Source organism: Calothrix sp. NIES-2098 (assembly GCF_963875125.1).
GTDB lineage: Bacteria > Cyanobacteriota > Cyanobacteriia > Cyanobacteriales > Nostocaceae > Aulosira.
The window spans coordinates 6,897,141-6,911,053 of record NZ_CAWNKJ010000001.1 but is presented as its reverse complement, the minus strand read 5'-3'; the positions used below and the strand labels follow the sequence as shown (position 1 = coordinate 6,911,053).

The window sequence follows — 13,913 nt, the reverse complement described above, 5'->3', positions numbered from 1 at the left end:
GTATCTTAGTGCTATAAGTTTAGCCTAGCAGCGATTATAAGTTTTAGAACTAAGCCGATAAAATTCCTAAATTTCTATACAAAACTCTGGCTTAAATAAAGTATTTATTTCATCAGGATATCCGCGCGGATTGCAAATAATACGGGTCGAACCAATTCGATAATCTAAATGTTGATGAATATGTCCATGAATCCATAGATGAGCGCCAGATTCAGCCGCAAAATCATCTAAATTTGATGCATAAGCAGCACTTAAAATATCTTGTTGGTACTCTGAAGGTATAGATTTTTTACTTGGCGCATGGTGAGTAATAACTACAATCTTTCCAGATAAGCTAGATAAAGTATTTTTTAACCAACTAACTGATTTTCTATAAATTTCTACTGTATCAATGGGTTTTAATTTTGAGTATTGAGGGCTTAACCTAATCTTTTTAAAATCAGTCATATTTTGACTAGCTTCCTGGCTAGCAATATGTGCATTATCAAAAAGTTTAAAATCAGTCCATAAAGTACAGCCTAGAAAAGTGACATCTTTAATAGTTACTAAATCATTTTCTAAAATATAAACGTTAGTGCCCGATGTATAATCTTTTAGCTTGTTAACTAGTTTGGGATAAGCACTACCATAATATTCATGATTTCCTAATACATAGATAATAGGTTTGTTTTGAATATTTTCAATTGCCCATTTCACTCCTTTTTCCCTTAAATGTATATCTCCTGCCAAGACAATTACATCAGCATCTGTAATAGGGACAGTAAAAGGCTGAAATTCAATGTGTAAATCGCTAAATATTTGAATTTTCATTGGCAAATATCAAATTTTAAATATCTAAGCCAATAACTGTTAATTCCGGTGGATGCTCGACAGTAAATTGATAATACATCTCCCGTTTTTCTTGTGCTGCTAGAGTTAAATTCCATTCCAAAATCCCCATTTCTCCAAGTTGAATTTGAGGGTTAGTACGGGTGAAGCGTACCTTAATTTGTTCGTTGCGGCTCACTGGTAATTGTTCAGTGAGTGTGAGATGAGTTTCTCGATCGAGCAAGTTAGTAATTATCAACCGATAAGCATAAGTAATGCGGCGCTGGCTGCTCATCAATTTTTTGTCAACTTGACGTTCAACTAAGTCACGCTCAATCTTTAAACCTTCATCAATTCCTAAATTAATGTTGAATTCTTGTCCTGGTGCAATATTATCTAAGTTGGTTGTACCCACAAACATATTGTCACGGAAAATATTTGCTTTTCCTGGTAACAAAGTTGCACCATTAAGGCTATTTTTAACTTTAGCTTGGAGATAAGCAAAGCTAACTAAGCGCGGCATTGCTACATAATCGTAGCTACTAGGATAATCATCATAAAAAATTGTAGTTTTATGAGGTGCGCCATCGCTGGGAATGTTACCCCCACTATTGAGTTTAAAGGTGACTACACTTCCTTCTTTGGATACTTCAGCAACAACAGTTTCAGCTTCTATCAGACTATCTTGGGCAACTTCGTACTCCTCCTCTTGTTCATTCATTGCACTAGCAGGCGCTGACTGAGTCGCCATCATAGGTATTTTTGGTGTACCTCTTCGCCGCATAAATTCCACCGGAGGAATAGGAGGAGTACTTATATACCAGGGTTGAGGCTTTGGTGGAAGCGTACCTAATCCTGGTTTAGCTGTGGAAAGGGTGAGAGCTACGCCTAGCCAATCTTCACCCGTGCTTTGGGTGACTTCTGCCAAGTAAGTGAGATTGACAATATTGCTGGTATTGTTAAAGCGCAAGTCATAAAGTGGAGTCCAACTGGCGCGATTCACAACGTAAGATAGCTCTAGCTCAAATTCGCCTGCACCAGCAACTTCCACTCCGACAATTAAGCTCAAACTTTCTTTGGGGTGGGGTGTTTGGATTTTTTGCAGTGAAGCACGGAGTACTTGTAACTGCTTTTCTAGTTCTTCGTGTTGGCTTTTGCATTCCCCAGAAGCGATCGCATATTCGCTATATTGAGTCCCAATAAAGTTGAGAAAATCCAGAGTTTCGCTGAGGTTGAGGTTTTTCCGCGCCAAACTATGAGAAAAAGGCTCCTCCGTTTTTTCCCGTAAACCAGCAATAAAGCTAGACTGCAATGCTAAAGCATCGATTTGCGCTTGTAGGTGGCGTTGTTCTGTTTCTAACTGCTGAATTTGTTTCGTTAATTGTGACACACGTTCGGCAACTGGTTCTGTCGTATAAGTGCGATCGCTGCTGACTCCCAACAACCGCACTCCGACTGAACCTGTACCGCCAACCCTCACCGAATCAGTTTCTAAAGTTACTGGTAGTGAGCTAATAACTAATTCCTTTTCCTGTCCTGTTAAGGAAACTCTACCTTGTCTTGTCACTAGGGCTTTATCAGTGTATACCGTTACAGCGACAATCTGACTTTGTACTGTCTGGCGTGAAGTTGCTATTTCCGGGTTAACCACTGCCAGTTTCCCCCATTTTGATGCTTATACTGGTTAATTCTTAATGCTTGTAAGTCTAAGGTGTCAAGCCTGGGAAAAATTTGTCTTCAGGAGTTGGGAATTATCCAATAAGGATTAATTAACCCTGTATCTCAGCTTAAAAGGCGGTTTCCCGCAGAGTACGTCAATAAAAATCTTTCTTTCGTCCCTAACTCTGAGCTTCTAGCTCATCCTTGACTTTGCTCAAATGTACCCCAGGCAAAAGAAGTATTTTGCTGAATATAATTCTTGGCCGTATTGATGAGGTAATCATAATAGGTACGAGCCACAATCGATAGCTGCTTACCAGAAGGGTAAACCATGTACCAAGTGCGCTGAATCGGAAAGTGCTGTACGTCCAGAATCGTTAACTCAGAAGATTCTGGCATTAAGGTATGAAGAGATAAAATCGAAATTCCTAAACCACCCGCGATCGCTTGTTTAATTGCCTCATTACTCCCCAATTCCAACTTGACGTTTACTTTCATTTCATGTTCGTCAAATAAACTTTGGACAGCACGGCGCGTTCCCGAACCGGGTTCTCGCATAATAAAAGGTTCTTGTGCCAGCCGTTGCAGAGGAATATTTTTCTCCTTCGCTAGTGGATGATTGTAAGGAGCAAAGACAACTAAGGGGTTATCTAAAAATGGCTGGCAAGTCACATCAATATTTTCTGGAACTTGGCTCATAATATACAAGTCATCCAGATTATTCACCATTCTCTCTAAAATTCGTTCGTGGTTTGTGACTTGTAGTGCAATATCTATTCCTGGATAAAGCTGGCAAAATGCACCCAAAAACCGCGGTACAAAATATTTTGCAGTTGTGATTACTGCCAGTTTTAATTGACCCTGTTTTAGCCCTTTTAAATCTGCTACTTTCATTTCAAATTGGGCTATAGTTTCAAAAATCTGGCGACAAGTAGCAAACAGTTCCCGTCCAGCTTCTGTCAAATATAAACGCTTACCCACCTGCTCAAATAAAGGCAAACCGACCGATTTTGTTAATTGCTTAATCTGCATGGAAACGGTGGGTTGGGTGAGAAACAATTCCTCGGCTGCACGCGTAAAGCTCCCATGCCTTGCTGCCGCCTCGAACACCTTCAACTGGTGTAGCGTCGCTTGGTTCAAGGTGATTCTCCTCTAATAGTGATTGATTCATAGATATAAATCTAGTATCACTGAACACTTGCATTAGAGATACCACTGCTCACACAAAAGTTATGATTCATTAGTATAGATAAAAGTCTATGAACTCTATTGCAAAAAAGGTCTTTTATTTATAGACTTGAACAGTTATTATCAAAACAACAAAGCACAGCGTAAGATGCCTTCCAGCTCCAGATGAATGCTGAATACAGAATCCTGAATGGGGATCGCCTACAATCCATCATTCCTAATTCGTCATTCACCATTCATCATTCTTCTAAAATTTTGACGGGTAACTGAGTTAAATCGGGCAACTGAAGCATCTCGATTTCGGCAACTTGCTCCTTGATGTTGACTGGCAAATTCAACGGTTGACGTTGTTCTATCCAACAACTTGCCAATGGCAAAGTCTGTTCCAGTTCATCCAACGGTCGAGGAATCACCATCACCGCGTTCAACTCCCCAATGCGTTCTGCCTCATACATTCCTGCTTCTACTGCTACGGCAACATTAGCCACTGAGCCACGAATAATCGCTGTACATAACCCTGCACCGATTTTTTCATAGGCTGCCAAATGGACATCAGCTGATTTGAGCATGGCATCGCAGGCTCCTACCATCGCCGGAAATCCCCGCGTTTCCACCAAACCAACTGCTTGATTGCTCAAACGGCTGTAATTGCCCTCTTCCATAACTTTGCTAAGACGATTAGTAATCGGTAGCACTACCTCCAAATTAGGATAAGGGCGGGGAATTACCAAGCTAGAGACTAATTGACCAAACTGTTCGGCAGTTTGTACGCCAGCTTCTACAGCTAGGCGCACATCTGCAATGCCACCCCGGACAATTGCTGTACAATGACCGCCACCAATTTTTTCGTAGCCAACTAAATGTACTCCTGCCGATTTCAGCATCATGTCCGCAGTCCCCACGATTGCCGGGAAACTCAGGGTAGATACTAAACCTAAGGCAGTGTCCTTGAGACTATCTCGACTTCGGGAGGCCTGAACAGTGCTAATAGCCCGTTGGTTTGATGTTTCCATGTAGAGTCTCCAAGATACTCACGAAACTAACAACTTACAATTAACACTTATTCAGAGCGATCGTCAGAGATTGGTTCATTTAGGAATTGCCTATGGGGAAACAATGTGACTAACAGCTTTTGGATGCTCCCTGTACCATAAATGTTAGTACCAATACTGTTGGACGATTCGGTGGTATTTTGGCTAGGTTCTGAGTCTTGGCTCAGTTCTGTTGTGGCTTCTGCGGGCAAAGTGGGGTTTTCTGCAACGGGAGAAGATTCATCTACCGGATTGCTAGCAGGCTGAGGTTGGGAAATAGATTGGTGCTGGAACTCTACAAAAACTCCAGCAGAGAAGTTAGTTGAGGAAATAGTTTTGTCCCGATCTCTATTTATCCCATTATCTCTTTGTCTGCCGATCAAATTTTTTCCTTCCTTCGCCGCCTGCGTTGGTGTAGAAGCATTCATTGGTGATGGTTCCGGTTCTGTAGCACCAATACGCCGACTGGTGTCTCCCAAAATTGAACCAGGTGGAATTACTTGTCCGGCTGCAACCGAACAGTTAAACACTGTAGTCGCTGAACCAATACAAGCATTTGTTCCAATTTTACCTTGACCAACCATGAGAAAGCCGGCTCCCAAATTTGCCCCTGCTTCTACTTCTAGGGTTCCTTCATGGACTTGGAGAATCGACCCCATACCAATGCAAACCCCCGGGCCGATAACGATATTGCCGTTGACAGCCGCTTGGAGTATCACTCCTGGCGCGAGTACCGCACTTGGATGAATAGTCACCTCGCCACTAATGTAAGAATCAAAATTATTGCTGAGGCGCAGTGGCGGCACAGACATGGAAATTGTCACCTCGGAAGCCGGAAAATGGAAGTAGTTGTGAGTGCTGAGTCATCGTTATAGTGTGATTGGTATCCACAACTTACTCAACCCAGCAATGCTAGTCGATTAAATCTGGAAAATTATTTTACCAATCTTACACAGCACTGGCTCCTCAGCACTTGTCACTATTACTGCTATGGGCGCTGAATAATGGTTTCCAATACCCGACGCTTGGCTTTCGGGTCAATGCCGATTAAGCGCACGTATTCGCCTTGATATTCAGCCAGGTGTGCTTCTAAAGCCGCGATCGCTTCTCTTTCCGAATTGGCTTGAATCGGGCCGCTGCTTGTCCAGGAACCTGTACGGAAGCGTCTTTGGTCTACGTGTTCAACGCTAATCTTATACCCACTTGCCAGTAATTGCCGTAACTGGTCTACGACTTCACCACTCAAGCGGGTGCTAGTTGCTTGTGCGGTTGCTGTTGGCGCACTAGCAAATGATTTCTGGCTGCTAGATGGACTAACCTGACCGTTAGGACGTTGGATAATACTTTCCAATACCCGACGCTTGGCTTTCGGGTCAATACCAATCAAGCGCACATATTCGCCTTGATGGTTGTTGATACAATCTTGTAAGGCAGCAATCACATCATTGGTAGAAGTGGAGCTAATTGGCTGACAACTTTGCCAAGAACCTGTGCGGAAGCGTCGCTCATCTACGTGTTCTGTACCGATTTTGTAACCACCTGCCAAGAGTTGGCGGATTTGTTCTACGGTTTCAGCACTGAGTTGTCCGCTACCATAACCGTTACTGTTACCGTTAGTATGAGCTCTGTAGCTACCATTAGACTGAGCAGCAGGCGCTCTAAAGTTGCTAGGTGCGGAAACTGTACCATCGGGACGTTGGATGATGGTTTCTAACACGCGCCGTTTATTTTTATCGATACCAAACAACCGCACATACTCGCCGCTGTGGTCTCTCACACAACTTTCTAAAGCTGCGATCGCTTCCCCAACCGATCTAGCATCCAGAGGTTTACAACTAGTCCAAGAACCAGTACGGAAGCGTCTTTGGTCTACGTGTTCCGTACCAATTTTATATCCCTGCTCCAATAAATAGCGCACCTGCTCAATAGTTTCTGCGCTCAAACTGCCGCTTGCCACTTCACTACTCCTTTCTAGCTCTAAAACAGTAATGCCATTACTTGTAGAAGATTTTTTTAATTCATCCCGAATGGGTGCAATACATTTACTATCCGCCACACACAGATAACCCGCACGTAGTGCCTGATTAATTCCCACTACATGATGGGTGAATTCTTGATCCTGCGCTTGTACATCTGGTAAGCGGTCAGCTTGCTGCTGATTAGTAATGATGGCTCCCGACGGTACATACTTACCAGGGGGAATTTCTACATCTTGAATCAAAGCGTGCATCATCACAATGCAGCCTGCACCCACCCTGGCATTAAATACCGTAGAGCGAAAACCAATAAATGAATTATCCCCAACATAAGCGGGCCCGTGAATCAGGGCCATGTGGGTAATGGAAGCATTTTTACCTATCCATACCGAGTAATGCTCTTGGTCATCACCAATTACTCGACCTTGCTCCAACCCATGAATAACTACACCATCTTGAATATTAGTGTTTTCACCAATGAAGAAAGGCGTACCTTCATCGGCTCTAATTGATGTTCCGGGAGCAACGATAACATTTGCACCTATACGCACATCTCCAATCACATTGGAAAACGAATGTACAAATGTGGTTTTATGGATTGTTGGCTCAGCTAAGGTTCTAGACCACGGGGTTGGGGGAGCCACCGTGTTGCTGACTGCCATTGCGAGATTCCTCCTAATAATTGTCAATTGTCAGTTGTCTTTTGTCATTTGTCCTTTGTCAATTGTCATTTGTCCTTTGTTCAGTTGTCCTTTGCCATTTGTTTCTTGTGTAATGACTAATGACTAATGACCAGCAACTAATGACTAATGACTAATGACCAATGACTAATGACCAATGACTATCTATATTGGTCTTTTTTGCTGTAAATGAGACGATCTTCGACATGAATAGTATCAATTATCGCCACCACTGCTGCATCTAACGGACGATGTTCGTTGCCAGGAACTTGACGAGCTGCACTACCTATACTGAAAAGTACCCACTCATCTACTCCTGCACCGACGCTATCTGCTGCTACTTGGTACTTTTGCAGGAGGTTTCCTTCTTCATCTACTAATTGCAACAACAGTAGTTTCACACCTCTAAGACTTGGATCTTTTTGCGTGCTAACTACTGTGCCCCGTACTTTGGCAATTTGCATTACAAGTTATGGTCTTCTGCCGAAAGGACGAATGGCGTTCACATTTTCCCGGAACTGTTCTACATCTTCTGTATAACGAATTGGTAGGACGTATTCCAAGTTTTCGTGAGGACGAGCAATAATGTGGGTAGACAGTACTTGTCCACCATTAACTCGCTTCACTGATTCTACCCCTGCGGCTACAGAAGCTTGTACTTCCGAGACATCTCCCCTCACGATGACTGTAACCCGACCACTCCCGATTTTTTCGTAGCCTACCAAAGTGACGCGCGCTGCTTTCACCATCGCGTCTGCTGCTTCTACTACTGCTGGAAAGCCTAGCGTTTCTACCATTCCTACTGCGATCGACATTAGTTCTAACCCTTATTTAAAATTTTTGAGATTTGGAAACACAAGCACTCAAGAAGGCAACCCCGTTAATGATTTTGTTTAACCGGTTTTTAAGTGCGGAACTGTTCTACGGCTTCGGTATAACGAATCGGCAAGACGTACTCTAAGTTTTCGTGGGGACGGGCAATGATGTGGGTGGATACCACTTCTCCACCATTTACTCTTCTAGCTGCTTCTACCCCAGCTGCTACTGAGGCTTGCACTTCCGATACATCTCCCCGCACAATTACTGTGACTCGCGCACTACCGATTTTTTCATATCCAACTAATGTTACACGAGCAGCCTTCACCATCGCATCAGCAGCTTCTACTACTGCTGGAAAGCCTTTAGTCTCAATCATTCCAACTGCAATTGGCATCGCAGAACTCCTACAAAATGTAATCCAATCAGTACTGAGGTTTGAAATTTTTGACGGGGAAGCTCATCTTGAGCTAAGAAAACACTTCCAAATTAAGCATAGGAAAGCTTGGCGTTCCTGGCAATATAAATCACTATAATAGTTTATGATAAAAACGTTTAAGAAAACTTAACATAAATTAATGCTGTCATTTGGTTAATGAATTTTTACGGATTGCTAGAGCGGCCAATTACGTTTTATAATTTTTTAATTACATTTCTCAAACATAGATTAATAAACTTTGTAATTTCATCTCAAGCGGAAGAGCATTAGCCCAGATCCTTTACCTGAACTGCTTTTCCTGATTTTGTTTTGTTTATATAAGCATAGTCTAAAAAATATATAAGTTTTTATAATAGGCGATATAAATTAGCAATGTAGAAGTAGGAATTCCAATGCTATAAGTAGAGTATAGAAGAAGAATTAAATATTTTTATTTTGCTATTACAGTTTCTCTAACTGTTTTAATGCCAAGCTAATTGTAGAAAATAAATTTTAGAAAAGCTGTTTTAAACAAGGCATTCCATCCTGAGTAGTCCAAGGAAATTTAAATGAATCAATTTTTCTACATCACAAGTTGGTTTGTGCCTGTTTATGGTTTAATCGGTGCGCTTTTAACCTTGCCTTGGGCAATGGGCATTGTTCGGCGAACTGGGCCTAGACCTGCGGCATATTTCAACTTGTTGACTACCTTTGCCGCTTTTATTCATAGTCTATTCATCTTTCAACATATCTGGGATAGAGAGCCAGAAAATTTGTTAATTAACTGGTTCAAAGTCGCAGATTTAGATTTATCCTTTGGGTTAGACATTTCACCAGTTAGTGTGGGGGCAACGGTTTTAATTACCGGGTTGAGCATCCTAGCACAAATTTACGCCCTAGGTTACATGGAAAAGGACTGGGGGTTAGCGCGTTTTTTTGCGCTGATTGGATTTTTTGAAGCAGCACTGAGTGGTTTAGCCATTAGTGACTCTTTGTTTCTCAGCTATGCTCTTTTAGAAGTCCTCACCCTTTCCACTTACTTGCTAGTAGGATTCTGGTATGCACAACCTTTAGTAGTGACAGCAGCAAGAGATGCATTCTGGACCAAACGGGTAGGAGACTTGTTGCTGCTCATGGGTGTAGTGGTGCTTTCTAGCTTGGCAGGAAGTCTGAACTTTTCTGATTTATATGAGTGGGCACAAACAGCTAATTTAGATTCAGTGACTTCGACTTTACTGGGGTTGGCATTGATAGCTGGGCCAGCAGGTAAATGCGCGCAATTTCCTCTGCATCTGTGGTTGGATGAAGCGATGGAAGGGCCAAACCCTGCCTCAGTATTGCGGAACTCACTGGTGGTAGCTGGTGGTGCTTATTTGCTGTATAAAATGCAACCATTATTGGCATTGTCCCCAGTGGCGTTAAATGCCTTGGTAATCATGGGGACAGTGACAGCAATTGGTGCAACTTTAGTGTCTTTAGCGCAAATTGATATTAAGCGGGCGCTATCTCATTCCACCAGTGCATACATGGGGTTGGTATTTTTGGCAATGGGGTTGCAGCAAGGTGGTGTAGCTTTGATGTTGCTGTTAACTCATGCGATCGCCAAAGCACTCTTATTCATGAGTTCTGGTTCGATCATTCATACTACCCATACTCAAAACCTCACAGAAATGGGCGGTCTGTGGTCGCGGATGCCAGCTACCACCACTGCCTTTGTTGTCGGTTCTGCGGGGATGGTGACATTGCTACCACTAGGCAGCTTTTGGGCAATGCTATCCTGGGCTGACGGCTTTGTGAATATTAGCCCCTGGGTAATTGGCGTATTGGTAATAGTTAATGGTTTAACAGCATTAAATTTAACGCGGGTATTCAGGTACATATTTTGGGGTACACCGCAACAAAAGACCAGACGCGCCCCTGAAGTCGGTTGGCAGATGGCATTTCCAATGGTGACATTGACTATTCTGACACTGTTATTACCCTTAATGTTACAGCAATGGTACTTACTGCCTGATTGGGAAAGTATCAATTGGTATGTTGTCGGAATGTTATTATCTTCCACCTTAGTGGGTGTTGCTATCGGCTCTACCATGTATCTGCAAAAAGCATGGTCGAGATCGAGAATCCTCGCCTGGAGATTTATCCAAGACTTGTTGGGTTACGATTTCTACATCGACCAAATTTATAAAGTCACCGTGGTAAGTGCAGTAGCATTACTTTCTAAAATTTCTGCATGGAGCGATCGCTACTTAATTGACGGTGTAGTTAACTTGGTGGGATTTGTAGCTATTCTCAGCGGCCAAGGTTTAAAGTACAGCATTTCTGGACAATCTCAGGGTTATATGTTGACCATCCTCGCAGTTGTCAGCGTCCTCGGCTTTTTCATTAGTTGGTCATTAGGGCTATTGGATAAGCTGCCTTTTTAATTATTTGTCAAGAGTCAAGAGTCAAGGGTTAATGGTTATTAATTATTTCTGCCTACACTCCCTTGCTTCCTCACCTCCCCTATCCTTAACTAGTTCTGTGTATGCTAAGTGCGTTAATTTTAGTGCCATTATTTGGTGCAGCTTTTATTGGTTTTTGGCCTCCTGGCATGAATGGTAAACTGTCCCGTGGGATAGCTTTAGTCACTGCTAGTATTGCCTTCGTGTGGTCAGTTATTTTAGCTATTCAATTTCATCCAGCGCAGGTCGATCAACAGTTTAGCGAGTTCCTACCTTGGGTGGATGCCTTAGGCTTAAACTATAATCTAGGAGTAGATGGTTTATCCTTACCGCTGCTGGTTTTGAATGGATTGTTGACCTGCATTGCCATCTACAGCAGCGATGAATCTCTGCAACGTCCTAGATTTTATTACTCATTGATACTGTTGTTAAGTGCTGGGGTGACAGGAGCCTTTCTGGCACAGGATTTACTGCTATTTTTCCTGTTTTATGAAGTGGAGTTAATCCCCCTGTATCTTTTGATTGCAATTTGGGGTGGTGAAAGAAGGGGTTACGCAGCTACGAAATTCCTCATTTATACTGCGCTTTCAGGAATTTTGATTTTAGCAAGTTTCCTGGGTCTAGTCTGGCTGAGTCATGCACCTAACTTTGCCTTAGCAACATTGAATGCCAAGACTCTACCGTTAGCAACGCAACTTTTGTTACTAGCAGGCATCTTAGTTGGTTTTGGCATTAAGATTCCTCTGGTTCCCTTCCATACATGGTTGCCAGATGCTCACGTTGAAGCGTCTACGCCAATTTCTGTGCTACTAGCTGGGGTATTGTTGAAATTGGGAACTTATGGCTTACTGCGATTTGGCATGAACTTGTTACCAGAAGCTTGGGGTTATTTGGCTCCTTGGTTGGCAACTTGGGCAGTAGTAAGCGTACTGTATGGTGCATCTTGCGCGATCGCCCAAAAAGACATGAAAAAAATGGTGGCATATAGTTCCATTGGACACATGGGCTATATACTTTTAGCGGCGGCGGCGGCGACAAAGTTAAGCGTCTTAGGTACTGTGATGCAAATGATCAGCCACGGCTTAATTTCAGCCCTACTGTTTCTGCTTGTGGGGATTGTGTATAAAAAAGCTGGCAGTCGTAATTTAGATGTCGTCCGTGGACTGCTGAATCCAGAACGCGGTATGCCTGTTATTGGTAGCTTGATGGTTTTAGGAGTCATGGCCAGTGCTGGGATACCTGGAATGCTAGGGTTTATTTCCGAATTCATAATTTTTCGGGGTAGTTTCCCAGTTTTCCCAGTTCAAACTTTGCTATGTATGATTGGTACGGGTTTAACTGCGGTTTACTTCTTAATTCTGGTGAATCAAGCCTTCTTTGGCCGCTTATCTGCACAAGTGACCAACTTACCACGCGTGTATTGGAGCGATCGCATACCATCTATAGTTTTAGCTGTTTTGATTGTGATTTTTGGTATCCAACCCGCTTGGTTAGCACGCTGGACTGAACCAACAATCGCGGCAATGGTAAATACACAAAACATAGTGGCAACGGTTGCCTTAGATAAGGCAGGCAAAAATTAAAAGACAGAGATTGGGTTTGTAGTATTGCATCATCCTGACTACAAACCCAATCTTCAAGTTGGTAATTAACCGCCGCTCAAAAATCAATTAACCAATAAAAATAACTAAATAATATTTTTACTGTTTTGGAGAAAAAATAATGGTAACGATACAAAATAAGCCGTATAACAATCCCTTAGCTGAGTATATCAAACGCCTACAAACAGGAGAAGCACTACTTGCTGATAGCCCACAAAATGTTTTAGAAGTAGTTGGCATTCTCAAAAGCTATGGCGTAGTTCTAGATGCATATTCAAATAATCTTATCTACATTGCAGACCATCAATTTTTAGTGTTTTTTCCCTTTTTTAAATACTTTAATGGCGAATTTTCTTGGCAGAAATTATTCCGTCACTGGTGGCATGACAGAATTAATTTTGAATATGCTGAGTATTGTATGAAGTCCATGATGTGGCATGGTGGCGGTGGACTAGATACATATTTAGATACTAAAGAATTTCAAGAAACAGCCCAAGCTGTAATTGCTGCTAAGTTTAAAAACAATCCTTTAGTTATAGGTATAAATCAACTATTTCCCGACTTCTTAATTGAACAGTTGCGTGTTTCTGCATACTACAGTGGTTTGGGACAATTTTGGCGTGTCATGGCTGATATCTTTCTCAACCTATCTGACCGCTATGACCGAGGCGAAATAACAACAATTCCCCAAGTCGTAGAACATATTAAAGCAGGCTTAGTGGCAGATGCAGCCAAGCCAATTACTTACGAAGTAAAAATCGATAACAAAGTTTATGAAATCCTGCCTAAAAAACTTGGTTTAACCTTCTTAGCAGATACAGCAATACCTTATGTAGAAGCAGTTTTCTTTCGGGGAACTCCTTTCTCTGGCACAGTTACCTACAACGCTCAAGCATATCAAATTCCCCCCGATCAAGCTCGCTTTCAATATGGTGCATTATACGCCGATCCTTTACCCATTGGCAGCGCAGGTATTCCTCCCACTTTATTAATGCAGGATATGCGGCATTATTTGCCAGAGTATTTGCATGAAGTTTATCGTCGCACTCCTCGCGGTGAAGATGATTTACGAGTGCAAATTTGTATAACTTTCCAAAAATCGATGTTCTGTGTAACTACAGCCACGATTTTAGGATTAATGCCTTATCCTTTAGATAGCGAAGATCCATCTGAACAACGAGCGAATCAAGTCTATTTAGAAAAGTGGATGGAACGCTTCCAAACTTCGCGCTTGCTGGATGTTAATCAGTAAATCAGCACATTTTTTTACATAAACAACAGAATATGCTAATC

At 42.3% G+C, this 13,913-nt stretch carries 12 protein-coding genes; 3 read left to right on the top strand and 9 right to left on the bottom strand.

The window, feature by feature from the left end; genetic code table 11:
• Positions 1-66 precede the first annotated feature (66 nt).
• From AACU33_RS28865 to AACU33_RS28825, 9 genes are all read right to left on the bottom strand, one after another.
• On the bottom strand, positions 67-810 hold the full coding sequence (locus AACU33_RS28865; RefSeq protein ID WP_096593362.1) for a metallophosphoesterase: 744 nt from the start codon (positions 808-810) through the stop codon (positions 67-69).
• A 16-nt stretch (positions 811-826) separates the two neighbouring features.
• Positions 827-2,458 carry a mucoidy inhibitor MuiA family protein gene (locus AACU33_RS28860; RefSeq protein ID WP_096593360.1) on the bottom strand — a complete coding sequence of 544 codons (1,632 nt, stop codon included), beginning with the start codon at positions 2,456-2,458 and terminating at the stop codon, positions 827-829.
• 206 nt (positions 2,459-2,664) lie between these two features.
• Positions 2,665-3,606 (bottom strand): LysR family transcriptional regulator, encoded by a 942-nt coding sequence (locus AACU33_RS28855; RefSeq protein ID WP_096593357.1) that lies wholly within the window; start codon positions 3,604-3,606, stop codon positions 2,665-2,667.
• 287 nt (positions 3,607-3,893) lie between these two features.
• The gene (locus AACU33_RS28850) at positions 3,894-4,667 is read right to left on the bottom strand and encodes a BMC domain-containing protein (protein WP_096593355.1); all 774 of its coding nucleotides are present in this window, start codon (positions 4,665-4,667) and stop codon (positions 3,894-3,896) included.
• A gap of 47 nt (positions 4,668-4,714) precedes the next feature.
• Positions 4,715-5,497, bottom strand: coding sequence for a transferase (locus AACU33_RS28845; protein WP_096593352.1), 783 nt, complete (start codon positions 5,495-5,497; stop codon positions 4,715-4,717).
• A 176-nt stretch (positions 5,498-5,673) separates the two neighbouring features.
• Complete coding sequence (locus tag AACU33_RS28840; protein ID WP_096593350.1) at positions 5,674-7,323, bottom strand: ribulose bisphosphate carboxylase small subunit; 1,650 nt, start codon at positions 7,321-7,323, stop codon at positions 5,674-5,676.
• A gap of 179 nt (positions 7,324-7,502) precedes the next feature.
• Entirely contained in the window at positions 7,503-7,805 is a 303-nt protein-coding gene (locus tag AACU33_RS28835; RefSeq protein ID WP_096593347.1) for a EutN/CcmL family microcompartment protein, read from the bottom strand.
• Between the two features lie 6 nt (positions 7,806-7,811).
• A complete protein-coding gene (locus tag AACU33_RS28830; protein ID WP_010995041.1) occupies positions 7,812-8,156 on the bottom strand; it encodes a carbon dioxide-concentrating mechanism protein CcmK in 345 nt (114 codons plus the stop codon).
• An 89-nt stretch (positions 8,157-8,245) separates the two neighbouring features.
• Entirely contained in the window at positions 8,246-8,554 is a 309-nt protein-coding gene (locus AACU33_RS28825) for a carbon dioxide-concentrating mechanism protein CcmK (protein WP_009457333.1), read from the bottom strand.
• A gap of 590 nt (positions 8,555-9,144) precedes the next feature.
• On the opposite strand from AACU33_RS28825, the gene AACU33_RS28820 reads away from it, so the two are divergent.
• From AACU33_RS28820 to AACU33_RS28810, 3 genes are all read left to right on the top strand, one after another.
• On the top strand, positions 9,145-11,001 hold the full coding sequence (locus AACU33_RS28820; protein ID WP_096593345.1) for an NAD(P)H-quinone oxidoreductase subunit F: 1,857 nt from the start codon (positions 9,145-9,147) through the stop codon (positions 10,999-11,001).
• A gap of 101 nt (positions 11,002-11,102) precedes the next feature.
• Positions 11,103-12,602, top strand: coding sequence for an NADH-quinone oxidoreductase subunit M (locus AACU33_RS28815; protein WP_096593342.1), 1,500 nt, complete (start codon positions 11,103-11,105; stop codon positions 12,600-12,602).
• 139 nt (positions 12,603-12,741) lie between these two features.
• A complete protein-coding gene (locus AACU33_RS28810) occupies positions 12,742-13,872 on the top strand; it encodes a CO2 hydration protein (RefSeq protein WP_096593339.1) in 1,131 nt (376 codons plus the stop codon).
• Positions 13,873-13,913: the final 41 nt, after the last annotated feature.